Source organism: Sporolactobacillus sp. Y61, from assembly GCF_040529185.1.
Classification (GTDB): Bacteria; Bacillota; Bacilli; order Bacillales; family Sporolactobacillaceae; genus Sporolactobacillus.
Window position 1 is genome coordinate 1,642,476 of sequence record NZ_CP159510.1, and the last position, 24,873, is coordinate 1,667,348.

Sequence of the window (24,873 nt, forward strand, 5' to 3'; positions counted from 1 at the left end):
CAATGCGCGTGACGCAGGGGATGATGACGAATCAAATCCTCCAGAATATAACACAGGGCTACGGTAGAGTGGCCGACTCACAGAATCAGCTGGCATCGGGTAAAAAAATCACGCGGCCCTCGCAGGATCCGATTGTGGCGACCATGGGGATTTCCTATCGGACGGATGTCGGTCACGTAGAACAGTACCGGAAAAATGTAACCACAGCCTATAAGTGGCTCGACAGTTCAGACGACGCCCTGCAGCAGACCGATGACGTACTGAACCGGATTCGTGAGCTGACCGTAGAAGCGAGTAACGGAACCCATACCGCTGAACAGCGTCAGGCGATCGGGACAGAAGTTGCCGAGCTGAAGCAGCAGCTCGTGACCATCGGAAATACACAGGTCGGAGGTCAGTACATATTCAGTGGCAGTGACACCGCCAATCCGCCCCTTGTAACAGGTAATGACGGGACCGTCACCCTTCGCCCGGATGCGCTCAGCCATCCGGATCTGGCTGTCGATGTCAATGACGGGATCAGTGTGTCGGTGAATATCGCCCCGGACAGTGTTTTTTCTGAGGACCTTTTCAGTGATCTGGATCGCCTGATCGGTGACCTGAACAATGGAAACGCCGATGAAGCGGCAATCGGAGCGCATCTTGGAGAACTGGATACCCATCTGGATGAAGTCGCCCGTGCGCAGGCTGAACTTGGCGCAAAAACGAACCGGGTCGATATGATCAGTAACCGGTTGAACCAGCAGAAGACGATTGCGACAAAAATTATGTCCAATAATGAGGATGTGGATTATGCGGAGACGATCATCCAGCTGAATCAGCAGCAGAATATCTATAACGCCTCTCTTGCCGTTGGTGCGCGGATTATCCAGACCTCACTCCTCGACTTTCTGAAATAAGGGCAGGAGGGAAATCATGATGGGTATTTTACCTCATCTGGAGATGCATCAGACTTTCGGAAAAATTTCCATCCGGACGCAGAACGCCCGGCAGGAGATCCGGCAGCCGCAGGCCGATGTCCTGATCCGCCAGTCTCCTGCAGAAATGCATGTGGATCGCAGGTCCGCCGAACTGCGGATGGATCAGTCGGTCGCCTGGCACAATCTTGATCTGAAGTCGGCTGCCGTCCGGATACAGGAGGCGGCTGAAGCTGGCACGCAGGCCGTGCTGGACGGCATTTCCCGTCACGCACATGAGGCAGAAGAACTCCTGCATATTGAAAAAAATAAGGGCCGAAACATCATTGCCGATCAGGCCGCGGCACATGCAAAGATGGCAGTCATCGGCACGCACTATAACACAGGGAACACGCCGGTGTCAGAAGCGGTTCACATTCAGGTGGTCCCGGACCAGCTTCGGATCAGGTGGCAGACCCGTCCGCCGGAGATCAGCGCCCGGATCCGCGCGCCGGAAGTCACCTATCATCCCGGCGAGGTTCGCCTGGCGATGCAGCAGGACCCGTCGCTTGACATCCGGGCCGTCGGCTTATACATAGATCAGAAAGGATAACAGCCGCTTATGAACATTCAAACCAAATACTATGGCATGCAGCAGATCGATGAACAGCAGATCATATCCTTTTCTTCGGGGCTGCCCGGGTTTGCTGATGATAAGCGGTTCATTATCCAGCCATTCGGGGAAGCGTTCTCCATCCTGCAGTCCGTCGATCATCCGGATGTCGCATTTATTATCACGTCACCCTTCCTTTTTTTCAACGCTTACAGTATCCATCTTCCGGATGTGTTCGTCAGGCAGCTGGATGTGCGTTCCCGGCAGGAAGTCAGTGTCTGGGTGATTGTCAGTGTTCAGGATCCGTTTACCGAATCAACGGTGAACCTGAAGGCCCCGGTGATCATTAACACACGAAAGAAAACAGGTAAACAGTACATCCCGGATCATTCCCCTTATTCCCTGCGTCAGCGTCTGACGGATGACGTGGCCGCGAAAAGGGCGTGAAGTTATGCTAATTCTGACACGTAAACCGGGAGAGTCGATCCGGATCGGTGAACAGATTAAAGTAAAAGTTGTTGCTGTTGACGGAGATCAGGTAAAGCTCGGAATCGAAGCCCCGCGTGAAGTGGATATCAATCGCAGCGAAGTCTATGAGGCCATACAGAAACTGAACAGTCAGGCGGCCGTGAACCGGCCATCTGAAGATATTCTGGACGCTTTGAAGAAAATCAGGAAGAAATAACAGATTCTGATTTTTTTCTTTTTATGAAGAAAAACAGGTCAAAAGTCATTGACATAAAGACCTGTATGTGTCAACGTATAAATGCTAAATTAAATATTTTTCTGACGAAAAGAGCACACCTGCTGAAAGGCAGGGTCGCAAAGCCGCGGGTCTAAAGCGAAAGCCAGGATCGCCGGGTTGCCGAAATGCAGGAAGAGCCGCAGCGGCCGCCGAGTTTTTCGGCGCGCCGTTTTTTTCTCTTTGGGAGGAAATGAAAGATAAGGTTTCTTATGCTGTCAGGGTTCTGGCTGGCAAGTTTTTCTTCATGTTCAGGGAGGAGCGTATTTGTGTTGTGGATTAATTTCATTACAAAAGGAAAATTTTTTCACCATTTTCAACCCATTGTCAATCTGGAGAACCGGACGATTGAAGGTTTTGAAGCCCTGTTCAGGTCGCCTCTTTTTTCGACTGTCGAGGAGGCTTATCAATTGGCCAAAAAGAAACGAAGACTTTATGAACTGGATGTTCATTCCGTACAAAAAGCCGTCCGTACATTCGCCGAGTCCGGGCAGAAGGATAAGGGGCAAAAGTTATTCCTGAATATTTATCCTTCGACCTTGCTGCACGCCGGTCTGGTTTCCGTGATCAAGGATCTGATCGGGACTTATCCGTTTCTTGCCGGACAGCTGGTTTTCGAGATGGTTGAGAACGAGCGTATTGATGATCTGTCCGGGTTGCAGGACGTGCTGAAGCTGATCAGGCAGGCCGGCATACGGATCGCCGTGGATGATTTTGGTAAGGGGCCCGATAACATGAACCGGACGATCGAGATTGATGCCGATTACATTAAACTGGACCGTTACTTTTCGATTGACCTGAGAACGTCGGAGAAGAAACAGGCGTATGTCGCTTTTCTTATCCGATTTTGTGAAAAATTTCATACAAAACTGATTTTTGAGGGCCTTGAAACCGCAAAGGATATTCACTACATCAGAGAAATGGGCATTCATTATGCGCAGGGCTATGCGCTCGGTCGTCCGCATCTGCTGGGTAAGGCGGTGCGTGGGCATGCTTAGTTCGCAGGCATGGATCTGGCTTTTATCAGGTCTGGATCTCGTCCTGTTCTGTATGGTCACCCTGTGCTACATCCACATCAGACGTGCAGTTAAGAAAACGAAACTTTCCGGCAGAACACTGGAACAACAGATTTTTGAAGCCAAATCAAAAAAGGTCCCGGACAGGCGAAAGCACTACCGGCTGGTTGTGGACGATGAACCGTGCCAGGTGCGGATCCTTGATTTCGGGGATCGCGACCTCCGGAAACTTAATAATAAAAATGTGGATGCAAAAATAAAAGACATCAGCCTTGGCGGTATCAGGCTCTCCTGTCCACTTAATTTTCCGATAAAGGAGGAAGTGCTTATCTATGTCTCATTCCCGATGGATGAGGGGACACTGATACATATGCAGGGAACAGTTGCCTGGAAAAAGGTGAAACATGGGAGGACAGCGGTCGAATATGGTGTGCTTTTCAGCGACTTTCTGCAGCGGAAGAAACCAGAATTCAGAATTATATGAACCACAGGGAACTGGAGAAAATATCAGTCCGCCGACATTCAGGTGATGAACCGAAAGCTCTTTCCATTGACAGAATGGCCTGATTCATAGTAGACTAATATCAACTTAATATATCTTATCAAGAGTGGCGGAGGGACTGGCCCGATGAAACCCGACAACCAGCATCGAAAAAGGTGTATGGTGTCAATTCCAGCAGATGCTCAATCTGAGAGATAAGAAAAATAAACGTAAAAACCCGACGATTATTTTTCTTGTATAAAAGAAAGATAATCGTTTTTTTTTCAGCAGATAGCCCGTGTCACGCCGCTCCGTCAGGGAGGGTCAATCACCACGCTCCAAAGGACGCAGCTTGTGAGCCGTGAAATTTTGTGCAGATAGAGACAACTTGCCTGACCAACAGCCGGTCGTGGACGTTGCCCGGAAAACAGGCTCGGCATCGCTGCCAGGTGGCTCTGTAAATGAGTAGACGGAAAAAATTCCGCTTAACTTAGTAAAAAGAATACAAAACAGCTTCAATAGACGGAGGGATTCCGCCTATTGGTTTCAAAAACATGAAAAGAGAGGATCTTTCATTGCCTAATCGGAAAAATTCCGCTTATGATACGCTGAAACCCGTTCTATTCTGCATTTAAGCGGAAAATCTCCGCTTATTAAGCAAACGAACAAGATTTTTATTAAAGGGGGAGATCCGCATGATCAGGGACGCAGAATACGCGCAGATTGACAACTATCTTGATTTATACCTTTACGCCGGTGAATTACAGGATAAAGAATGGCAGGCACAGATTCGGGTCAAGCTGACTGAGTTACTGGAGGCGTTCAGGAGTTCGGCAGAGAGGTATGAACACACCCTTCGCCGCCAGTATGTGGAAGTCAGCCGCGCGCTGCTCACGCTCTGTCAGAAAATCCGCACCCATATGATTGAACCAACAGATGCGATCGCCGCGCAGCTTTTTGCCCTGAAACAGAAACGCCTGGAACTGGGAAAAGAAATTGATGCCATCAGCAGCGGCGGTCAGCGGATAGGCTAAGGCTGCGTAAAGATAACAAGGACGTGGGTATACAGCCTGCGTCCTTTTTCCATGCGGGCGGATCATGAGCCCTGCTGTTTATAGTAGAACACGGCCAGCTGGGTGCGATCACGCAGCCCCAGTTTAACGAGTATTGAACTGATATAATTGCGGACGGTGCCTTCGCTGAGATAGAGGGCCTGGGCAATTTCACGGTTAGATTTCCCGCTTGCGACCTGCTCGATCATCGCAATTTCACGTTTATTCAGATGAAACGATTCGAAATCCGGCCGGCTCTTCTGTCTGATCAGTCCGGGGATTTTTCTGACAACCGTATCGCCGAAGACCCGCTGGCCGCTTGCCACCGCTTTTAATGCCGGAATAATGCTTTCAAAGTTCTGCTTCAGAATATAGCCCTTAGCTCCGATTTTTAACGCTTCGATAATATACTCGTCATCTGAGAACGTGGTCAGGAAGAGCACATTTGCCTGCGGGTCCTCTTTGAGGATCACCGCTGCGGCGTCTATCCCGGTCATGGCGTCCATCCGGATATCCATCAACAGAATATCCGGTTTCAGCCGGCGATAGAGGGAGATGGCCTGACTTCCGGACGCGCCGCATGCAAGTACCTGAATCACCGGATCCGATTCAAGTATCGTCTGAAGCGATGCGGACACCAGCTGGTCGTCATCCACAATAAGGACCTTCATGATGGCTCTGCCTCCTTTAATTGCTCTGCCTTTTTAGGTACGGAAATAAAGATTTTAAATCCCTGCCCCATCTCGAAATTGATCACACCCCGTAACGCTTCAACCCGGTCCTGCATGTTCTTCAGGCCGATGCCTTCACCGGTATCGACCGGACGCGCCTGCCCGTTATCGGAAATCATTAACTGGTAGAAAGCCGGATGTTCCCGAAGGATGATCCGGGCAGCTGTCGCATTGGAATGACGGGCCATGTTGGACAAAGCCTCCCGGACAATCGAAATCAGTGCGACATTGACTTTGCTTCCCGGCAGCTTATGAACCGAATAATCAAGCGTGACCGGGCAAAAGGTGAACTTATCCTTCAGATCGTTCAGCTGCTTTTCAAGATCGATCGACTCGTCATACAGATCATGTACACTGGAGCGGATGCTGGTCATCGCCTCGGACAGTGTCTCTTTTAAGCGCGAAAGCTCCTCTTTCGTTTTTTTATCACGGTTGATGATCAGCAGGGCACCGGTCTGCAGCAGGGCACGGGAGAGCAGATGACCGACATTATCGTGAATCTCCCTTGCGATTCGGTTGCGTTCGCCAAGCGTTGCCATGCGGACTTCCGTGTCCTGGTTTATCAGCAGATCCTGATTCTGTTTTTTCAGTCGAAAAGCCATCTCCTTCTTCGTATCACGCAGATCGTAGAATTGATTTTTTAATTTAAAAAGGGACGCCGTCCGGTATCTCAGACAGGCGGAGAGCAGCAAGAGCGCCAGGACGAGCATCTGAATCCGAATATCAGATGGCCGGGAGACGGCAAGTGACAGCACGCCCGGGAGCAGGATCCACTGCCCTTTTGAAAAAAAGGAATCATAACAGATCAGCGGCAGAAAAACATAAAACCAGGGCAGGAAAAAGGAAAGTAAGAGGTACACGGCCGTCAGGAAGAGCCGGATGCGCGACTGGTCATAGTAGCTGAGCAGACAGGCACACGTAAAGGAAAGAAGGACGGGGGCTACATTGTCGGTGAATGTGGCCCCGGTCAGGTATACGGCCAGACAGCCGGTCATTAAAATGAGTTTATCGATGAGTGCATCCATAGCGATCTTCCATCCCTGATTCATTCTGTTACATTTATTTAAGCATTTTTCCGGTGCAGGTACAATGCCGGTGATTCATGACAATTGTCATTTCAATTGATGATTGCCGGCACTACCAGAGAAGCGCGGCGCCGGATACACTGGAGATATAAGGGAAGGGAGCTGATCGAGCCATGATTCATGTTCACAATCTGGTTAAAAGGTATGGTGATCTGGTTGCCCTGGATCACCTGTCCCTTGACGTTCATGAAGGGGAGATCTTTGGCCTGCTCGGACCTAATGGATCAGGCAAAAGCACAGCGATAAACTGTATGTTATCGCTGCTCACGTTTGATAAAGGGGAAGTGACGATCTTCGGGAAAAAGATGTCTCCGGACGCTTATGAGATTAAAAGACATATCGGGATTGTAATGCAGAACGTTGCCGTCTTTGATGAACTGACCGTTTATGAGAATATTGACTATTTCTGCGGGCTGTATATCAGTGACAGAGAGGAACGGAAGCGTCTTGTCGAAGAGGCGATTCACTTCGTTGAACTCGATGCCTGGCGCAAGTTTCGACCGAAGAAATTAAGCGGCGGCCTGCTGCGCCGACTTAATATCGCCTGCGGCATTGCTCATAAACCGAAACTGATATTTCTTGATGAACCGACCGTCGCGGTGGATCCGCAGAGCCGGAACAAGATTCTTGAAGGGATCGAACGCCTTCAGGCAGAGGGGGCGACCATCGTTTATACCTCTCATTATATGGAGGAAGTGGAACAGATCTGTACACGGATCGTCATCCTTGATAAAGGACGGGTGATTGCATCAGGCACGAAAGAGGAACTGAAGGCGATGATCACCCTTGGTGAAAAAATCACAATCGAGGCTTTTTCCATTGATGAAGGGCAGCTGCAGGAACTGCGCCATATGCCCGGCATCGTTTCCGTTGAACATCCGGATAAGCGACTGATTATCAAGTCCGGCAAGGGAACGAATAACCTCGAGGCTGTGCTTGAATTTTTAAAGAAAAATCAGATCGGTTTTGGAAGAATTTACTCTGAACTACCGAGCCTCAACGACGTGTTCCTGGAAATCACCGGGAAACAGTTGCGGGACTGAAAAGGAGGTGGGGTCATGTTCCGGCATGTATTTATTTACCGATTGAAATGTCTGATCCGCGACCGGGAGCTGGTCTTCTGGACCTTTCTGTTCCCGATTATCCTTGGCACCTTTTTCTATATGGCGTTTATGAACATCGGCAATAATGAAGCTTTTCATCCGATTGACGCGGCGCTCGTCCCAGGCGGAGAAGAGTCGTTCGACGCCCCGTTTCAGGCCGTGATGAAAGAGGTGTCGACAGGTAAGGACCGGCTTTTTAACCTGAAGCAGGCAACCGGCCGTGCTGAAGCTGATCAGTGGCTGAGGCAGGGAAAGATTGACGGCTATTACACAAGTGGCCGGACGATCGAACTGACGGTCAAAGAGACAGGCATGAATCAGAGCATCATGAAAAGCTTCGCCGATCAGTACCGATCCGCCAGTGCGGCGGTGACGCGCATTGCTTCAGAAAATCCGGTTGCCATGAAGGACGGCCTGCTGAGCGATATTGGCGATCAGCATCACTTTGTCAAGGAAACGGCAGGAGGCAGCGCGGAACCGGATAACCTGCTCAATTACTTTTATTCGCTGATTGCCATGGCCTGTCTGTACGGCAGTTTCTGGGGCATGAAAGAAGTGACTGATATTCAGGCGGACATTTCCGACCGGGCGGCAAGAGTCAATATGGCGCCCGTTCATAAACTGAAGGCGTTTCTGGCCGGCAGTTTCGCCGGGTTACTGATCCTCTATGCGGAAATCCTGCTACTGCTGGCCTATCTCCATTATGGACTGGGGATTGATTTCGGGCACCGGACCGGTTACGTCCTTCTGACTGCGTTTGTCGGCAGTATTCTCGGTCAGTCATTCGGTGCCTTTATCGGTGCGATCGTGAAAACCGGAGAAGGGCTGAAAATCGCTCTCCTCATCGTTGTGACGATGGTCGGATCCTTCCTGGCCGGGATGATGTATTTGAATATGAAATACCTGATTGCCGAACACGTCCCGCTGCTGGCCTGGATCAATCCGGTCAATCTATTAACCGACGCATTCTATGCCCTTTACTATTATGATTCGCTTCACCGGTTCACGCTCAACCTGCTCGTGATGTGCGGATTTATCATCCTGTTCTGCGCGGGCACCTATCTGATGGTCAGGAGGCGAAAATATGCCAGTCTTTAAGCTGTGTATGAAACTATTCCTGAGAAACTGGCTTTCTGTTTCTCTTTATATCGTGATCTTTCTGGCTATTTCCATCGCCATCTCAGCGACCAGCACATATGAAGGGCGGACCGGTTTCAGGCAGGAAAAGGCAAAAATCGCGTTCATTGATGAAGAAAAAACGCCGCTGACTGAAGGCTTTCGCCAGGAGCTGGGAAAGAGTGCCGAGTTTATCTCCATCCCGGATCAGACGGAAAAGCTGCAGGATGCCCTGTTTTTTCGCAATGTGACATATATTATGCGCATCCCCCGGGGATACAGTGAAAATATGCTGGATAGCGGCTCGATGCAGATTGAAAAAACGGTTGTCCCCAACTCGGCAGAAAACGCCTATATCGACCTCCATGTCCGGCAGTACTGGAATCTCGTGCGTCTGTATGCGAAACATGACCCTGATCTGACGCAGCAGCAGCTGGCCGAACGACTGAAACAGAACCTGGCCGGTGACACGCGCGTTACGGTACAGAAACAGAAACAGGCGAAAACCTCGGAGAGCTTTTCCATGTACTATTTCAACTTTCTCTCCTATACGCTTTCAGCCGTTCTGATTCTGGGCATTTCCGCCGTTCTGATGGTGTTCAATAAGCTTGATGTCCGCCGGCGCATCTTTTGCTCACCGATCCGTCATCTGCAGTTTAACCTGCAAATGTTCTCTGCCATTCTGCTGTTCGCCGTGGTGTCTCTGGTGGTGCTGGTCGGTTTCTGTTTTCTGCTTGATGGCAAAAGCATCGGCACACCAAACATGGTCTATTTTATTCTGAATGCGACGGTCTTTACGGCATGCATCTCCGGCCTCAGTTTTCTGATCGGCAGCCTGATTAAAAATTTCAGTGCCATATCGGCTGTAGCTAATGTCCTGACACTGGGCCCCAGTTTTATCAGCGGCGTCTTTGTCCCGCAGGAGTTTTTGAATGACACGGTACTGAAAATAGCCAGCTTTACACCGACCTACTGGTATGTCCAGGCGAACGCAAACATCGCCAGGCTGACTGATTTCAGCTGGGAAAGTCTTCAGCCTGCGCTTTCAGCCATGGTCATTGTTCTGATATTCACAGCAGCCTTTATTGCACTAGCACTTGTAATTGGAAAAAGAAAACGGCTGATGAGCTGACGACAGGGAAAAGACCGCCCTTTTCGAACAGGCGGTTTTTTTCTGTTCTCCCTTGCTTTTCAGGGTGAAATCCGCGTCCCGTTCGCCCGGCCCCCCAATGCAGGCTGGAGGGCAAATGAACGGTGACATGTTTCTCAATCAAATCTTTTGACCATGATGGACCTGTCCGGTTACGATGAATAAAGAAAGAGAAAGGCTGGTGCATATTGGTGGAAAAAGCAGTGATTGGAAAAAGTGGAATCCACGTGAATCCGCTCGGACTTGGCACAAATAAAGTCGGAGGCTATAATCTGTTTCCAAATCTGGATGATGAAACAGGCAGGAAAGTCGTTCAGACAGCCATCGATCATAAGGTGGAAATGATTGATACGGCCTTCATGTACGGGCTCGGCCATTCGGAGGAACTGATTGGTGAGGTTCTGCAGCACAATGACCGCCACAAGGTGATTCTGGCCTCTAAAGCGGCGCATCAGGTGGCGTCTGACGGGTCAGTGACACTGAACAATTCGCCGGAGTTTCTGAGGCAGGCGGTGGAGGACAGCCTGAAACGTCTGCAGACGGATTATCTGGATATTTTCTATATCCACTTCCCGGACGAAGATACGCCGAAAGCTGAAGCCGTCGGTGCCCTGCAGAAACTGCGGGAAGAAGGGAAGATCCGCGCCATCGGGGTTTCCAATTTCTCACTGGAACAGGTGAAGGAAGCAAACCGTGACGGATATGTCGACCTGGTTGAAAATCAGTACAATCTGTTTCAGAGAGGAGCAGAAAAGCAGCTGCTGCCCTATCTGAAAGAAAACCGGATCTCCTTCGTTCCATATGAGCCCTTTGCGGCGGCGCTCCTCACCGGCCGTTATTCTGCAGATCATATGCCGACCTTTACGAAAGAGGATCACCGTCACGAGATTGATCTGTACGCCGCGGATCAGCTGGAGGCGAATATCCGGAAAGTGGACCGGCTCAGACCGATCGCCGAGGCAAGCCATGCGACTGTTGCTCAGCTCGTACTGGCGTGGTATCTGAAAAATCCGCTGATCGGGCCCGTCATTCCCGGAGCCAGAACGCCGGAACAGCTGCTGAGTAATCTCGGAGCGTACGACGTCTCGCTCAGTGATGCAGATTATCAGGCCATTGATAAACAATTTGCCTGAACGTGATATATAGAAAAAAGTCCGGACCACCTGATCCGGACTTTTTTAGTGCGCACTAACGGGCAGCCCCCGGGTGGAGCAGCCCGATGCGTTCAACTTTTGGGATTCACATCATCCTCCGGGTTCCCCGCAGCGTGGCCTGTTTCACGCTAATTTATGCTGAGAGAGAAGATAGGCCTCTGACTTTTTCTGATCAAACACACCTTCTGATTTGGACATGACTACTGAGGCGAGTGCATTGCCGACGACATTGACTACAGTCCGCAGCATATCCAGAATACGGTCAATGCCGGCAATGAATGCGACGCCTTCCAGCGGCAGTCCCATCGACCCCAGTGTCGTCAAAAGGACAACGAACGATGCCCCGGTCACGCCGGCCATTCCTTTCGATGTCAGCATCAGGATAACAAGAAGAGTCAGCTGATGGCCGAGGGAAAGGTGAATACCGTAAATCTGTGCAATGAACAGGGCGGCAATCGACTGATAGATTGCCGATCCATCCAGATTGAACGTATATCCGGTCGGGACCACAAATGACGTGATCGATTTCGGACAGCCAAACCGGACCATTTTATCCATCAGCCTGGGCAGGACCGCTTCCGAACTGGCAGTTGTGAAGGCAAGAAGCAGTTCGTCTTTTAGAATGCGGAACAATGTGAAAATACGTGTTCCGGCAGCTCGTGCGATCAGCCCGAGAACGAGGAGAACAAACAAGATCATCGTCCCGTAAATGACAAGCACCAGTTTGCCGAGCGGGATCAGTGAAGAAAGACCGAACCGGGCCACATTGACGCCAATCAGCCCGAACACACCGAATGCCGCAAACTTCATGACCAGATTGGTGACCCAGTACATCGCTTCCAGCGTGCCTTCAAAAAAGTTCAGTACTGGCTGTCCGCGTCTGCCGATCGATGCCACGCCGATTCCGAAAATCACTGAGAAAAAGATAACCGGCAGCAGATCGCCCTGCGCCAGTGACTGAAACACATTACTCGGGATGATGTCGACAAAATGGCTGACCACCCCTGTCTGCTCACTCGATCTGGCTGTCTGTTCATAAGTGGAAATGTCCCCCTTCGAAAGACTGGATAGATTAATGCCCGACCCCGGATGGAATACGTTGGCGGAAATCAGACCGATCCCGAGTGCCAGCGTTGTGATGATTTCAAAATAGATGATCGTCTTCCCGCCGAGTTTCCCAAGTTTTTTCACATCACCGACACTGGCGATAGAGACAATCAGTGCCGACACAATAATCGGAATAACGATCATCTTGATCAAATGAATAAAAATATCACCGAACGGCTGGAGAATAGCCATCGCTGTTTCATTACCGTAAAAAACAGCCCCAACCACAATCCCCAGGATCAGTCCGGCGAAAATCTGCGTTGCCAAACCAAATTTCTTCAATTTATTTAACCACCTTTACCGTCTACTGCTTTTCTGTCTCTGTCCTTAACGATGAACGATCCAGGTAACCGGGCGTGCGGTCCTTATGATTATGAGAGCAGTCACAATATAATCAGGCAAACACCATGCAGAAGCATAACCCCGGAAATTTTATTATACAACAGGATCGCCAATGCACAAATTGCACAGTATATTTGATCGGTCGGGGACTTGCATGACGGGTTTGAGCAGTTAACGGTGCGGTTAATTGTCTGTCGTAAACCGGATAATTTTTGAGAATGTCGTCCTGATTTTTCCTGACGGATGCGGCCGGAATCTGTCGATCGGGTCACATTTGCGCGTGACACAGGCTTTTTTTCATATTCACAAATTAGACAAATAAATGTACACTTAAATGTAATGGAAACGCAGCCATACTTCTGATCAGACGGCAGGCAAGAGCATAGGATTTTCCTGTGACAGATAAATAAGGGCGACGAAAAATGGGTAAAAAAAGATGACGTAATTTGTACGGTAAAGTGTGGCCATCTACATTCAGACATATATCACCGAATTGAAAGCAATCTTCCAGACCAACTTCTGATGGCATATCATGGTAAATTTCCCATCTCATCCTCCATGGCAAGCAGCATAGCTGATAACCCTCGGAGATTTGTCGACTCGTTGCAGAAGATACCCAGTATTTTACAGACGGGTTGGAGGATATGCCGCATGTCGCTGCTATCAATCAAGATTCCGCTCGGGCGACGTCCAAGTTCCTGAATCAGTTCAAGAAACGATAGACGGATGAAGCGAGCGTAAGCCTCTTTATCGATTTCTTTCTCAGGAGGGACTAATGCGAATTTCATTATCTGTCCGTTTTGATGATCCACCATTAAATAGATTTTTGGATAGTAGGGACATGGATCGTTTTCAGACTTAACCGGGACAGGGGCATAGCGGACGCCAACCTCCGCCCAGACGTTCAACACAGGGCTGCTCTTTTTCAATTGTTTCAGGCTGAATCCCAGGTCACCCAGTGGGACATCCGTGGAATATTTCCGTATTTCCGTTTCACGGTCCGGCGTGAACAGGGTGTCCAGCTTCGTCTCAGATGTATCGTGGAACGACCGTAGAAACCACTGTTCATCCTGATAGTGTGGAATAGATCGGGGCGACTTTTTTGTTTGAACAGCTACATCTGTAATCTGCTCAAGAATGGCCGACATTTGCCGAATCTCATTTTGTTTCAGGAAACATGGCGCCATCCCAGGCGTAAAGCTGCGAAACATCGGCCATTCTCCCTCGTCCGGGTAAAGGCCCAGCTCTTCAAACAATAACCATTCTTCCGGTGACATGTCTTCTTGGCCGGTAAATGAAAGATTCAGTCCACGATTACGACGGTAAATCTCCGGCATTTCTTCTTCATTGATCGTTTCATACGTCTCATTCACACGTGCCAGTCCTGTTTTCCCCAGATAAACGGCCAGGCCAAATAACATATTGTCGGCGCCGAGGATGAAGCAATAGGCCCGGTCTGTATAACCTGGCAGATCCAGAGCAATTACCTGATCGGAATCCAGCCACTTCCAGGGCGCCAGTTCCCTGTAACGACTGGCGAAGTCGATCAATATCCGCCAGTCATCGGCATTCTCTGTCAGATCAAATAATTCTTCGTTATATAGTTCAAAAAGATCATTCATTTCATCAACAACTTCGGAAGGGTCTGCAAATAACACTGCTTCCCGGTCATCCTTCCTGATTTTTTCGTTCAGATAGTTGAAAAATCCCTGACTGATTTTTACACATTTCGGGAAATTGCCCTGGTCTGAATGGATACGCTTTTCAAGAAGAATCTCATAGACATCACTGCCGAATTGATAGGTTCCCTTATCACCAGAGTTGCACAGAAAATTTTCAAGTATAAAATCTTCTTCTTCTAATAGCTCTTTATCGGTCGCAGTATCCCATGAATCAATAGAAGAAACAATCTGTACGGTGATCGGGAGAAATCGTTGGATCTCACCAGCGAGACCTCTCTGATTATCCGGGTTTTCAGGCATCTCAAAAATATGCGGTTGATCCTCTTCGTAATCGAATACATCCTGTAAATAATCATTGAGATCTTCAAAAGTGCTGTCGCTTGTTACTTGCAGACGCGCCCAGATTGGAGGATGCACCTGCTTCATCGTTATTTTTAACTGGTAAATCATGGATGGATCCCTTCTTTCTCATGGACTAAGGAAAGGCTGTTCAGAGGCCTGCGGGGTTCGCCACTTCATCTGGTTATTTTGCCCGCTTTGATCCGAATCCAGACCGGAGGATGATATGTTCTGTTCCGCGAAAAATCAGTTTAAGCTGCTCGATTAACCTGTGTAATAAGGCCAGCTATTCAACTGCTATTTTACGACGTGAGGTCAGAGTTGGCCGGGTGATCAGCTCATCCAACAGGCAGAGGATGTGGACCCACATTACTTCAGTTTGACCGGGTACAGATTCAGGGAGCCATGTGGCGATGAAATGCAGACTGACTATCGCATAAACCATATTTTACACTTAAAATGGAAGTAATGGTTTATAAACTGGCAATTATTGCTGATGTGCATGATGAAGGGAGGATTCATTTGATGAATCATAGCGAACAACTGATCAGGAGTCTGACGATGATACTGCTGTATCTGACTTCCTGGGAAGAAAGCGATTTCGAGCGACGTGATCTGCGCGCCTGGAAAGGCTACGACTTTGACGTTCTCAATGAGCTGGAAGATAAAGGCCTGATCAGCGTCAGCCACAAGGCAAAATCTGTTTATCTTTCAGAAAAAGGGATTGCTGTTGCTAAAAAGTTGCTGAAGGATTACGGGTTGAGCAGGTAATCCGTTTCTTCTATTTTACGGATGATTACTTTGCCTGAGGGATCATTAATCTGTTTTTATTATAAAAGGATGATAAATTAAAAAGCTAATGCATGATTTTCGGGTTAAAGCGTTTAATTTGTCGCAATCGCGCTCTATTCAGTATATCTTGCAGGCCAGGATACATTTTTTAACTTTTTCCGGCTGAAATGGGATAGGAGATATCACAGGTCACTATTGCAAGGAAAGGATTTGCCATTATATTCTGGTTAAGGTGCTATGGGTGAACGATGGGGAAGAAAGCATTTAAGTTTTTCATCAGGATTCTGGAGATATTCCCCAGATCAGGTCTATAAAATGCTGATCAACTCAGAATTCAGATCTCAGAATATTTCCTCTGACCCCGAATGAACAGAAATTCAAACATTCCTGATACGCTCATTAGAAAATCGACAGGAAATCTAGTTGATCATCCTGGGAGTTACTTTAAAGAAATTTTCCTGAAAGACTGATTCACCGTTTTAACCCATGCTTTCGGATTCGTCTCAATGACGTCTGCAGACTGAACGTCGGGATGGTCACGGGTCCATTCGCCCTGTTCCGTCATGAAATCAACATAGCCGCGACTTACCTTGATGCAGCGTGGATAGGAAATATTTTTCTCCGCACGGTGCTTTTCCTCAAGTCGCACATTTACTTCCCAGTCCTCTTCAAAGTCATAGGTATAGACCGCCTTGTCGCCCGGATTTTTCAGAAAATTTTTCAGCTTGCATTTCTCTTCATCCAGAATTTCATCAAAAGCATCATCAAAATCGTCCGCTGGTCCAATATGTTTGGTCGGTAACATATACTTTACAGCGAACTCAACCAGATGATTCAAATCCAGACCGCCGACTTGCTTATCCGTATTCTGAGGGTTCGGAACTTCAAAATCATGCAGCATGATATCTCCCCAGTCAAATGCGGCCTGAATCAGTTCATGAAGTCCTCTAAAGGTCATATTCTGATCCACTTCGATTCGAATCCAGACCGGAGGATGATGTGTTCCACGAAAAGTCAGTTTAAACTGATCGATCATATTCAAGACCACCTCTGTATAAGTTTGAGTATTTAACGGCTATTTTACAACGAGACGCCGGATCGGACAACTCATCCAACGTGCAGTCGGCTGCTGTCCGGCCATACCTTCTGACTCCTCAGGACCAGGACTGCTTAGATGACAGATTTCAGCCCATTCAGTGATGATAGCTGTCAAAAGGGTTTCTCCTCCGGCCACCAGATCCTGTTGATCCTGTCAATCATTTCAGCTTTTGTGGGGACATCATCGTCTTGCTGTACTGATTCCCCGGAAAGTGGATCGATATATACCGGTCTGTTTCTGGCAATAAAATCACCTGAATGTTTACTGACATTCAAACAGACAGGGCAGTTTTTTTGACACTGTCGGGCAAATATTTATATGTACAAGTATGCAAAATATAATCAACATGACTATACAAGTTTAAATGAAAGCGCTATAATAAACATGTAATTAAAGAGCCCTGTGACTCAAAAAATGTTTTCGGATTTGCCCGGGGTTTACAAAATGGCTGCAGCAGAATGTAAACGTAATCAACACAGATCTGATGACAGATACCGTACAGGGATAGATTAGGGGGATAGAGATGGCATCAGTTAATGAAGAATCTGTTCGGAAAATAATTCAGTATGTGGGTGGTAAAAATAATATCAAAGCCGGTACCCACTGTGTGACACGTTTAAGGCTGGTACTGGACGATGAGAGTAAGGTGGATAAAGAGAACCTGGATAAAGTCGATCTGGTGAAAGGTTTTTTCTCCGCAAACGGACAGTTCCAGGTCGTCATTGGTCAGGGGACGGTGGATAAGGTCTATGACGTATTCATTCGACTGACTGGGCTTGGTGAAGCCACAAAACAGGAAGTCAAAGATGTAGCTGCTGAAAAAGGCAACTGGCTGCAGCGGGGGATTAAAGTTCTCGCCGATATTTTCATCCCCATTCTGCCAGCGATCGTAACAGCTGGTTTGCTGATGGGCATCAACAACATCCTGGCGAATCCAGGTATATTCTTTAAAAATCAATCGATTGTGCAAGTTTACCCGCAGTGGGACGGGTTCGCCAATATTATTTTTGTAATTGCCAATGCGGCGTTTACCTTTCTGCCAGTATTGATCGGCTGGTCAGCGGTTAGGAGATTTGGGGGCAGTCCGCTGCTCGGTATCGTGCTTGGACTGATTCTGGTACATCCGGATCTGCAGAATGCTTATGGCCTTGCTCAGGCAAGGAGTGAGGGTACGGTTCCGGTATGGAATCTGTTTGGTCTGGAAGTAGAAAAAGTCGGCTATCAGGGTCAGGTGCTCCCCGTCCTGTTTGCTTCCTATGTATTGGCCAAAATTGATGTATTCCTGAGAAGGCATGTGCCTGACAACTTTCAGTTGCTTGTTGTCGGACCGGTTGCCTTGCTGGTTACCGGTTTCCTGGCATTCCTGTTCATCGGACCTGTTACCATGATATTAGCCAACTGGATCACTGAGGGTCTGGTCGGTCTGTTTGATATCGCTCCGATTATCGGTGGCGCAGTCTATGGCTTCCTGTACAGCATACTCGTCATTACCGGCATGCATCATCTGTTCCTTGCCGTCGACTTGCAGCTGATTGGCAGCACAAATTCCACATTCCTGTGGCCGATTTTGGCATTGTGTAACATCGCTCAGGGTACTGCTGCTTTCGCCATCTTCTTCGTGGCACGTCAAGCGAAAATGAAAGGGCTGGCTTTAACGTCATCCATCTCGGCCTGGCTTGGAGTTACAGAACCAGCAATTTTCGGTGTGAACCTGCGTTATCGTTATCCGTTCTTCGCTTCCATTATCAGTGCAGGCATAGGTGGTGCCTTTATCTCGGTACTCGGAGTTAAGGCGACATCAATCGGCATTGGCGGACTCCCGGGTATCCTGTCGATTATTCCGCAATACTGGGGGGCCTTCGCTATCGGTATGGCCATCGTACTGGTACTGCCATTCTTACTGACCTGGGTATTCTCGAAATTCAGTAAAAAAAAGACAGAAGCAGAATTACAGTAACTGACTGAAAATATTGTTCAGGTGGTGTTTGTACAATGACGCAGCCCTGGTGGAAACAGGCAACGATTTATCAAGTCTACCCGAAAAGCTTTCTTGATACAGACGGAGATGGTATAGGCGATCTTCCCGGTATTACTGAAAAACTGGACTATCTGAAGAAACTTGGCATCGAGGTAATCTGGTTAACGCCGGTTTACCAGTCGCCACAGAAGGATAATGGATATGACATCAGTGATTACTACAGTATAGAGCCGGAATATGGGTCGATGAAAGACCTGGAGCAATTGTTTACTGAAGCTCACAAACGTCATCTGAAAATAGTGATGGATATGGTCGTTAACCACACATCGACGGCACATCACTGGTTTCAGGAATCCAGGAAAAACAGAAATAACCCATTTCGCGATTACTATATCTGGAAGGATCCGAAACCGGATGGCGGACCGCCAAATAACTGGCAGTCAAAATTCGGCGGATCCGCCTGGGCATGGGATGAGACAACCGGTCAGTATTACCTGCACCTTTATGATCCGACCCAGGCCGATCTGAACTGGGAAAACCCTCAGCTTCGACAGACTATCTACCGGATGATGAATTTCTGGATAGATAAAGGAGCCGATGGCTTCCGGATGGATGTGATTAATGTGATCTCTAAGAATCAGCGTTTTCCGGACGATGCAGATGCACCTCCGGATGCCCGAGGTAAGAAGTTTTATACAGATGGACCACGAGTACACGAATTTTTGCAGGAAATGAACCGAAATGTTTTCAGCAGAAGGATAGAGATGATGACAGTGGGTGAGATGTCCTCTACCTCCATCAATAACTGTATCCGCTATACGAAACCGGACCGTCACGAACTGAGCATGGTGTTCAATTTTCATCATCTGAAAGTAGACTATCCAGGTGGGAAAAAGTGGACGGTTGCCAGGCCTGATTTTCTGAAGCTGAAGCAGATTCTTTCCGACTGGCAGACAAGAATGCATGCCGGAGGAGGCTGGAATGCGCTGTTCTGGTGCAACCATGATCAGCCGCGGATCGTCTCCCGCTTTGGCGATGATGGACCATATCGTGAAGTTTCGGCCAAAATGCTGGCTACGACATTGCATATGATGCAGGGCACACCCTATATCTATCAGGGTGAAGAAATTGGCATGACCAATCCGAAGTATCAGAGCCTCTCAGACTACCGCGATGTCGAGTCGTTGAATGCATATCGGATGTTAAAGAAAAAAGGGCTCTCTGAAACCGGGATCCTGGACATTCTTGCTCATAAGTCCCGTGATAATGGTCGGTCACCGATGCAGTGGAATAACAGAAAAAATGCAGGATTTACAAGCGGTACACCCTGGATTCCAATTTGCCCGAATTATCCGGAAATCAATGTTGAAGCAGCTCTGGCGAACCGGCAGTCGATCTTTTATCATTATCAGAAACTGGTTGCTCTGCGCCGGAAATATCCGATCATTGTTGAAGGTGCCTATGAACTGCTCCTGCCCAATGATCCAGCAATTTTCGCTTATCTGCGTCATGGTGAGGCTGAGGAACTGCTGGTCGTCAGCAACTTTTTCAAAGCACCGGTTACGTTCGCATTGCCAGACAGCGTACCTGCAAATCGTTATGACAGTCACATTCTGATCAGCAACTATTCGGATTCACCGACAGATTTTCGAAAAATACAGCTGAGGCCCTACGAGTCGATCGTGTATCACCTGACCCGGAAGCCCAGTAGAAGTCAGTTACATCAGTGAAGTGTGAGATTTACCTCTGAAGGAGGAGTCATCATGTTTGGGAAACTGTTCCATAAGGATAAAATAACAGAGGAACGCATTGTGGCACCAGTTTCCGGCACAGCCAAAGATGTCACAGACGTACCTGACCCGGTGTTTTCGCAGAAGATGATTGGTGAAGGGATGGCTGTAGATCCGGAGCCGGTAACACAGCAGGTCGTGGCCCCGGTTGACGGTGAAGTCATTCAGCTGGCGGAAACTGGACACGCCTTCGGTATCCGCTCAATCATGGGCGAAGAAGTCCTGGTGCACATTGGGCTGGATACTGTCGAACTAAAGGGTGAAGGTTTCCGCGTGCTTGGAAAAGTCGGTGACCACGTCAAGACTGGTGATCCCATTATCGAAGCCGATTTTGCACATATTCGTGAAAAAGGGAAGGGGATCATTGTCCCGGTTGTGATCACCAATAGTCATTCAGGTGTCTTCCAATTCGAATGGGCACAGCCGGAGAAAGCAGTCGCAGGCGAAACAGTCCTGTTTACATCCACACTCAGTAAATAAGGACAGGTCACAGCCAACGGTGCAGATACAATAATTTCTGGAACGACCGACCGCAGAGGCCGTTCCAGTTGAAATATGCCTGTAAATCTCTGATATTTTGGGATCTGCAGGCTTTTTTTGTATTCTGAAAAACTTTTGAATTGATAAGTTGGTATCACCATACTGATTTCTATTTCGACCGCAACATCGGTTCTGGAACCAGACTGCATATCCAAAAAGTACAGGATCTGATATAATATTCTGTGGCAGAAGTAGGGATACATCTGCCTTTTTCCTGTCGGTTTGGAGTCAGCATAATCGGTATAACGGACGCATAACAAGCGTAAGCTGTTTGCATATTATTCTGTTGTCAAAACAGGTCGAAAGCGCACATGGAGGTGAATTGATTGGGCAGAAAAAAGTTTACGAACATCTATGAGTCTCTCACGGGACAGATTCGTCATAAAAAGATTGCGGCCGGGGATCTGCTTCCGTCCGAGAATCAGCTCTGCCAGATCTATCACGCTTCACGCGAGACCGTGAGAAAAGCACTGTCACTGTTGCAAGCAAATGGTTATATCCAAAAGATTCAGGGGAAAGGATCAGTTGTTCTCGACGTCAGCCGGTTCAATTTTCCAGTTTCCGGGTTGACCAGTTTTTATGAATTAAGTCATCACTCGAAGGAACAATGGCAAACGGAAGTTCATCGTTTGGTTCTGAACCGGCCAAGCCCCAGTCTCATGCAGCTTATGAATCTGGAGCCAGATCAGTACGTCTGGGAACTGGTACGTACCCGGGCAGCAGAGGGAGAACGGGTGATTCTAGACAAAGATTTCCTGATCCGTGATGTGGTGCCGGTATTAACGGAAGATAAATGTGAACAATCGTTGTATCATTATATTGAGAATGAGCTTGGGCTCGCTATTGGTTTCGCCAAGAAAGAAATTACAGTTGAGCCGGCAACGGAGGAAGATCATAAATATTTGGATCTTGGGGACAGAAACAAGGTGGTTGTTGTGCGCAGCCTGGTCTTTCTGGATGACACACGCCTGTTTCAATATACCGAGTCCAGACATCGGGACGACAAATTTCGTTTTGTCGATTTCGCTAGGCGAGAACATAGATAGAATCAGGTGGGTCTGAAATCTGTCTTGTTAAAAAGAAATATTTTTGACAAGTACATCTGATTGTGCTCTTTTTTGTTTACAAAAACTGAGTTCAAATTCACCGTCTTTAGATGGTATCCGCTTATAGCCATATTTTTTCCTATCCATACTTTTCAAAAGAGGTGAAAAGTATGGATGGTTATCAGAAAAGTGGTCATGCGGTCTACAATATCAAGTATCATCTGATCTGTGTGACCAAATGCCTATAACAAGTGCTGCTGGGTCAGATAGCCATTCAATTGTGTGAACACTGATCCGACAGGGATGTGAAGCTTGCGGATTCACCATGCTTCGGGGGAGTTTAGGAACATATCCATTTGCTGATCTCTTGTCTTCCGAGTCTTGTCCCGAGTTAAATCATGCAGTATCTGAAGGGGTGCTCATCCACACTGCTGCAGGATGAGTTTAGGGAACTGAAACAGAGGACGTAATCAAACAGTATATTGAGAACCAGCATAATGGCCGAAATGACGACACATTTAAGATTGTGAAGAATTGGGTTTCAGCCGAAAGCTTAAGCATGATTGAACATGGAGTTTTTAACTGGAACTACGATTTTCAGCTGAAAAAGAAACCCCAGTACTTTTCAGTGCTGAGTGTTTTAGTCTTCATATAATACTTCTCTACATCAAAGTTATTTTTTATTCAGTTTCTGATTCTTAAATTGGTCTTGATCTGACGAAAAAATTAAATTGCTAATGTCTATTTTTAATTTTCTCCATTCCCTTGTTCCTTGAATATTCTCAATGAATTCCCTGAACTTTATATCATTGTTGTAATATAAGTATTTCCCTAGAATACGGTCGTGAAAGTAAGTAATTATCCCTTTGAAATGGGTTCCATTTTGATCAATTAATTCTACTTTAACTGGATATTTTGGATCTTGAAAATTTGATTGAATTGGCATTATCAATGCATGTTTGATAATCATGAAAATTCCTCCTTGTATAATAAAATAGCTTCTCGGTATTCGCCAGGGTAGATGGGATAAGGGTTTATTTGAACCATAAAAGTCATCATCTTCCTTCTGCTTTTTAGGGATATTTTTATAATGTGATCGTGAACAAAGATTAGCCGCTTACTTTGAACTTGTGGAAAACAGATTTCTCTCACTTGACCACCACACTTCAGCCCATATATTCAGATTGCGGTCCTGCTTCGATGCTTCACTCATTTCTTGTCCTCCTTATTCTTAATTTATTTATATCATAAGGTAACATTGGTAAAATGACGAGACTTATATCTACGTATTATAAGCATTTCATGATGAAGCTGAGAACTTTTCACGGGTATTTCTCAATGAATCGTAGAATTTGAAACCCACCCTCGAAATTTCTCTCCCATACATCAAAACTCAATACATGTCTAAAAAATGTATAATTATTTCTAGTCTACTAAACATCCTTCCTCCTCTGACGATATATACAGTGTAAGCAGTTGGGAAGGCGCCTTTCCAATTGCCAAGATACTATTCCACATGGACGTGGGAATTCATAATTCAAGGAGGAAATTAGTTATGATTATCAATCACAACATTGCTGCGTTGAATACGCTCAATAACCTGAGCAAGAACACAGCGGCAACTCAGAAATCACTTGAAAAACTGTCTTCAGGCCTTCGCATTAACCGTGCAGGTGATGACGCTGCAGGTCTCGCCATTTCTGAAAAAATGCGTGGACAGATTCGCGGGCTGGATATGGCAAATAAGAACGCACAAGACGGGGTTTCTCTTATTCAAACTGCTGAAGGAGCATTGAGCGAAACGCACTCAATTCTTCAACGTATGCGCGAATTAGCTGTTCAATCTGCAAACGATACAAATACTACAGATGATCGTTCTGAAATTCAAAAAGAAATTGAACAGTTAAAAAGCGAAATTAATAGAATTTCAAGTGATACTGAATTTAACACCAAAAAATTAATCAGTGGTGGCATTGGTGCAACATCTAGTATTGGGACAACTAATACTGCTGGATTATCAGGTGTAGCAGTTGAAACACCTTCACTTGATACTGGGGCCTATACATTCACTATTACAGTAGACAACGCCGCTGCAGTTAGTGGTCAAACTGATGCAGGTACAGGTGTTACTGCAGTGACTAGTTCTGCAGCGGGAGATCACACGCTTGGGAACTATCAATTAAATGTGACTGACGACTCAGCAAACGCAGGTAAGAAACTTTTGACATTAGTGAACAGAGACACAGGAAAAACTGTAGGGACACTAAATAATCAGGCGGATGACACTACTTCTTATACCATTGCTGGTTATGAATTTACAAATGGTGGTACCATTTCCAATGGCTCTTATTCGTTTACTGAGGATGCTGATATTTCAGTTGCAGTGACTGATGGTGCTACAACAGTAGCTACGGCAACTGTTGATAATTTAACTAAAGGTGAGTTCGAAGTAGCAGGCGTCAATCTTCAGTTCAACTCTAATGTTGCTGCCGGTGCGACTGATGTAAATGTTGTAAATAATTCAATACAATTCCACATCGGAGCAAATGAAGATCAAACAATGGATTTAGCTGTTAATGATATGTCAGCTACTGCTTTAGGAGTTGATACTGTAGATGTTACTTCTGCTACTGGGGCAGAATCAGCTATTACCTCTTTAGATGACGCTATTAAAAGTGTTTCTTCTGAACGCTCTAAACTTGGTGCCTTCCAGAACCGTCTGGAACACACGATCAACAACCTGGGTACTTCTTCGGAAAACCTGACGGCTGCTGAATCACGTATCCGTGACGTAGACATGGCGAAAGAAATGAGCAACTTCACGAAGAATAACATCCTGAACCAGGCTGCTCAGGCAATGCTTGCTCAATCCAACCAGCTTCCTCAGGGTGTTCTACAGTTACTGCGATAATTCATTTAGAATTTACATTTTATCAGAAACGGATCTCCATCAATGGAGGTCCGTTTTTCCTTGAACGAAACGGTTCATAGCCTTAACTTTTTTTGATAGACGCCGATA

23 protein-coding genes and 2 riboswitches are annotated in these 24,873 nt (G+C 47.1%); of the genes, 17 read left to right on the forward strand and 6 right to left on the reverse strand.

Features of this window, described 5'->3' with window-relative positions; all coding sequences use genetic code 11:
• Window positions 1-2 precede the first annotated feature (2 nt).
• The 7 genes from flgL (at window position 3) to ABNN70_RS07810 (ending at window position 4,782) form a co-directional block, all read left to right on the forward strand.
• Complete coding sequence (gene flgL, locus ABNN70_RS07780; RefSeq protein ID WP_353947452.1) at window positions 3-899, forward strand: flagellar hook-associated protein FlgL; 897 nt, start codon at window positions 3-5, stop codon at window positions 897-899.
• Between the two features lie 19 nt (window positions 900-918).
• Window positions 919-1,509: a DUF6470 family protein gene (locus ABNN70_RS07785; protein WP_353947453.1), complete on the forward strand. Its 591-nt coding sequence runs from the start codon at window positions 919-921 to the stop codon at window positions 1,507-1,509.
• Between the two features lie 9 nt (window positions 1,510-1,518).
• Complete coding sequence (gene fliW / locus ABNN70_RS07790) at window positions 1,519-1,956, forward strand: flagellar assembly protein FliW (RefSeq protein ID WP_353947454.1); 438 nt, start codon at window positions 1,519-1,521, stop codon at window positions 1,954-1,956.
• A gap of 4 nt (window positions 1,957-1,960) precedes the next feature.
• Window positions 1,961-2,194, forward strand: coding sequence for a carbon storage regulator CsrA (csrA, locus tag ABNN70_RS07795; RefSeq protein ID WP_353947455.1), 234 nt, complete (start codon window positions 1,961-1,963; stop codon window positions 2,192-2,194).
• 102 nt (window positions 2,195-2,296) lie between these two features.
• A riboswitch (cyclic di-GMP riboswitch) is annotated at window positions 2,297-2,379 on the forward strand.
• A 141-nt stretch (window positions 2,380-2,520) separates the two neighbouring features.
• Window positions 2,521-3,249: an EAL domain-containing protein gene (locus ABNN70_RS07800; RefSeq protein ID WP_353947456.1), complete on the forward strand. Its 729-nt coding sequence runs from the start codon at window positions 2,521-2,523 to the stop codon at window positions 3,247-3,249.
• Window positions 3,242-3,751, forward strand: coding sequence for a PilZ domain-containing protein (locus ABNN70_RS07805; RefSeq protein WP_353947457.1), 510 nt, complete (start codon window positions 3,242-3,244; stop codon window positions 3,749-3,751). Before ABNN70_RS07800 ends, ABNN70_RS07805 begins: the two co-directional genes overlap by 8 nt.
• A gap of 112 nt (window positions 3,752-3,863) precedes the next feature.
• Window positions 3,864-3,970, forward strand: a riboswitch (SAM riboswitch).
• 473 nt (window positions 3,971-4,443) lie between these two features.
• Complete coding sequence (locus tag ABNN70_RS07810) at window positions 4,444-4,782, forward strand: hypothetical protein (protein WP_353947458.1); 339 nt, start codon at window positions 4,444-4,446, stop codon at window positions 4,780-4,782.
• A gap of 62 nt (window positions 4,783-4,844) precedes the next feature.
• Here ABNN70_RS07810 and ABNN70_RS07815 read toward each other — a convergent pair whose 3' ends face one another.
• On the reverse strand, window positions 4,845-5,471 hold the full coding sequence (locus tag ABNN70_RS07815; protein WP_129928785.1) for a response regulator transcription factor: 627 nt from the start codon (window positions 5,469-5,471) through the stop codon (window positions 4,845-4,847).
• On the reverse strand, window positions 5,468-6,556 hold the full coding sequence (locus ABNN70_RS07820; RefSeq protein WP_353947459.1) for a histidine kinase: 1,089 nt from the start codon (window positions 6,554-6,556) through the stop codon (window positions 5,468-5,470). Before ABNN70_RS07820 ends, ABNN70_RS07815 begins: the two co-directional genes overlap by 4 nt.
• Before the next feature lie 173 nt (window positions 6,557-6,729).
• Here ABNN70_RS07820 and ABNN70_RS07825 point away from each other — a divergent pair, with 173 nt between their 5' ends.
• The 4 genes from ABNN70_RS07825 to ABNN70_RS07840 all read left to right on the forward strand — a co-directional run bounded on the left by ABNN70_RS07825 (window position 6,730) and on the right by ABNN70_RS07840 (window position 11,118).
• Complete coding sequence (locus tag ABNN70_RS07825; RefSeq protein ID WP_353947460.1) at window positions 6,730-7,659, forward strand: ABC transporter ATP-binding protein; 930 nt, start codon at window positions 6,730-6,732, stop codon at window positions 7,657-7,659.
• Between the two features lie 15 nt (window positions 7,660-7,674).
• Window positions 7,675-8,817: an ABC transporter permease gene (locus tag ABNN70_RS07830; RefSeq protein ID WP_353947461.1), complete on the forward strand. Its 1,143-nt coding sequence runs from the start codon at window positions 7,675-7,677 to the stop codon at window positions 8,815-8,817.
• Complete coding sequence (locus ABNN70_RS07835; RefSeq protein WP_353947462.1) at window positions 8,804-9,967, forward strand: ABC transporter permease; 1,164 nt, start codon at window positions 8,804-8,806, stop codon at window positions 9,965-9,967. Before ABNN70_RS07830 ends, ABNN70_RS07835 begins: the two co-directional genes overlap by 14 nt.
• Window positions 9,968-10,173: 206 nt before the next feature.
• Window positions 10,174-11,118 carry an aldo/keto reductase gene (locus ABNN70_RS07840; protein WP_326407520.1) on the forward strand — a complete coding sequence of 315 codons (945 nt, stop codon included), beginning with the start codon at window positions 10,174-10,176 and terminating at the stop codon, window positions 11,116-11,118.
• 144 nt (window positions 11,119-11,262) lie between these two features.
• Here the strand turns inward: ABNN70_RS07840 and ABNN70_RS07845 are convergent, their stop codons facing one another.
• Complete coding sequence (locus ABNN70_RS07845) at window positions 11,263-12,528, reverse strand: cation:dicarboxylase symporter family transporter (RefSeq protein WP_353947463.1); 1,266 nt, start codon at window positions 12,526-12,528, stop codon at window positions 11,263-11,265.
• A 590-nt stretch (window positions 12,529-13,118) separates the two neighbouring features.
• Window positions 13,119-14,720 (reverse strand): hypothetical protein, encoded by a 1,602-nt coding sequence (locus ABNN70_RS07850; RefSeq protein WP_353947464.1) that lies wholly within the window; start codon window positions 14,718-14,720, stop codon window positions 13,119-13,121.
• Between the two features lie 414 nt (window positions 14,721-15,134).
• Here ABNN70_RS07850 and ABNN70_RS07855 point away from each other — a divergent pair, with 414 nt between their 5' ends.
• Entirely contained in the window at window positions 15,135-15,380 is a 246-nt protein-coding gene (locus tag ABNN70_RS07855) for a DUF6429 family protein (RefSeq protein ID WP_353947465.1), read from the forward strand.
• 460 nt (window positions 15,381-15,840) lie between these two features.
• Here ABNN70_RS07855 and ABNN70_RS07860 read toward each other — a convergent pair whose 3' ends face one another.
• Window positions 15,841-16,437, reverse strand: a complete 597-nt coding sequence (locus ABNN70_RS07860) for a plasmid pRiA4b ORF-3 family protein (RefSeq protein ID WP_129928777.1) — start codon at window positions 16,435-16,437, stop codon at window positions 15,841-15,843.
• Between the two features lie 586 nt (window positions 16,438-17,023).
• Here ABNN70_RS07860 and treP point away from each other — a divergent pair.
• From treP to treR, 4 genes are all read left to right on the forward strand, one after another.
• Complete coding sequence (treP, locus tag ABNN70_RS07865) at window positions 17,024-18,457, forward strand: PTS system trehalose-specific EIIBC component (RefSeq protein ID WP_353947466.1); 1,434 nt, start codon at window positions 17,024-17,026, stop codon at window positions 18,455-18,457.
• A 35-nt stretch (window positions 18,458-18,492) separates the two neighbouring features.
• Window positions 18,493-20,208: an alpha,alpha-phosphotrehalase gene (gene treC, locus ABNN70_RS07870; protein WP_353947467.1), complete on the forward strand. Its 1,716-nt coding sequence runs from the start codon at window positions 18,493-18,495 to the stop codon at window positions 20,206-20,208.
• Window positions 20,209-20,241: 33 nt separating this feature from the next.
• On the forward strand, window positions 20,242-20,748 hold the full coding sequence (locus ABNN70_RS07875; protein WP_353947468.1) for a PTS glucose transporter subunit IIA: 507 nt from the start codon (window positions 20,242-20,244) through the stop codon (window positions 20,746-20,748).
• A 386-nt stretch (window positions 20,749-21,134) separates the two neighbouring features.
• Window positions 21,135-21,854, forward strand: a complete 720-nt coding sequence (gene treR / locus ABNN70_RS07880; protein ID WP_353947469.1) for a trehalose operon repressor — start codon at window positions 21,135-21,137, stop codon at window positions 21,852-21,854.
• Window positions 21,855-22,527: 673 nt separating this feature from the next.
• Here the strand turns inward: treR and ABNN70_RS07885 are convergent.
• A complete protein-coding gene (locus ABNN70_RS07885) occupies window positions 22,528-22,824 on the reverse strand; it encodes a hypothetical protein (RefSeq protein ID WP_353947470.1) in 297 nt (98 codons plus the stop codon).
• 585 nt (window positions 22,825-23,409) lie between these two features.
• On the opposite strand from ABNN70_RS07885, the gene ABNN70_RS07890 reads away from it, so the two are divergent.
• Window positions 23,410-24,765 (forward strand): flagellin, encoded by a 1,356-nt coding sequence (locus tag ABNN70_RS07890; RefSeq protein ID WP_353947471.1) that lies wholly within the window; start codon window positions 23,410-23,412, stop codon window positions 24,763-24,765.
• Window positions 24,766-24,873: the final 108 nt, after the last annotated feature.

What these genes read in the sequence shown, in the direction of transcription:
- ABNN70_RS07810 (WP_353947458.1), top strand. Translation starts at nt 4,444, where the DNA reads ATGATCAGGGACGCAGAATACGCGCAGATTGACAACTATCTTGATTTA.
- ABNN70_RS07820 (WP_353947459.1), bottom strand. Translation starts at nt 6,556, where the DNA reads ATGGATGCACTCATCGATAAACTCATTTTAATGACCGGCTGTCTGGCC.
- ABNN70_RS07785 (WP_353947453.1), top strand. Translation starts at nt 919, where the DNA reads ATGGGTATTTTACCTCATCTGGAGATGCATCAGACTTTCGGAAAAATT.
- ABNN70_RS07835 (WP_353947462.1), top strand. Translation starts at nt 8,804, where the DNA reads ATGCCAGTCTTTAAGCTGTGTATGAAACTATTCCTGAGAAACTGGCTT.
- ABNN70_RS07850 (WP_353947464.1), bottom strand. Translation starts at nt 14,720, where the DNA reads ATGATTTACCAGTTAAAAATAACGATGAAGCAGGTGCATCCTCCAATC.
- treC (WP_353947467.1), top strand. Translation starts at nt 18,493, where the DNA reads ATGACGCAGCCCTGGTGGAAACAGGCAACGATTTATCAAGTCTACCCG.
- ABNN70_RS07825 (WP_353947460.1), top strand. Translation starts at nt 6,730, where the DNA reads ATGATTCATGTTCACAATCTGGTTAAAAGGTATGGTGATCTGGTTGCC.
- ABNN70_RS07875 (WP_353947468.1), top strand. Translation starts at nt 20,242, where the DNA reads ATGTTTGGGAAACTGTTCCATAAGGATAAAATAACAGAGGAACGCATT.
- ABNN70_RS07890 (WP_353947471.1), top strand. Translation starts at nt 23,410, where the DNA reads ATGATTATCAATCACAACATTGCTGCGTTGAATACGCTCAATAACCTG.
- ABNN70_RS07860 (WP_129928777.1), bottom strand. Translation starts at nt 16,437, where the DNA reads ATGATCGATCAGTTTAAACTGACTTTTCGTGGAACACATCATCCTCCG.
- flgL (WP_353947452.1), top strand. Translation starts at nt 3, where the DNA reads ATGCGCGTGACGCAGGGGATGATGACGAATCAAATCCTCCAGAATATA.
- ABNN70_RS07855 (WP_353947465.1), top strand. Translation starts at nt 15,135, where the DNA reads ATGAATCATAGCGAACAACTGATCAGGAGTCTGACGATGATACTGCTG.
- ABNN70_RS07885 (WP_353947470.1), bottom strand. Translation starts at nt 22,824, where the DNA reads ATGATTATCAAACATGCATTGATAATGCCAATTCAATCAAATTTTCAA.
- csrA (WP_353947455.1), top strand. Translation starts at nt 1,961, where the DNA reads ATGCTAATTCTGACACGTAAACCGGGAGAGTCGATCCGGATCGGTGAA.
- ABNN70_RS07815 (WP_129928785.1), bottom strand. Translation starts at nt 5,471, where the DNA reads ATGAAGGTCCTTATTGTGGATGACGACCAGCTGGTGTCCGCATCGCTT.
- ABNN70_RS07830 (WP_353947461.1), top strand. Translation starts at nt 7,675, where the DNA reads ATGTTCCGGCATGTATTTATTTACCGATTGAAATGTCTGATCCGCGAC.
- fliW (WP_353947454.1), top strand. Translation starts at nt 1,519, where the DNA reads ATGAACATTCAAACCAAATACTATGGCATGCAGCAGATCGATGAACAG.
- treP (WP_353947466.1), top strand. Translation starts at nt 17,024, where the DNA reads ATGGCATCAGTTAATGAAGAATCTGTTCGGAAAATAATTCAGTATGTG.
- ABNN70_RS07805 (WP_353947457.1), top strand. Translation starts at nt 3,242, where the DNA reads ATGCTTAGTTCGCAGGCATGGATCTGGCTTTTATCAGGTCTGGATCTC.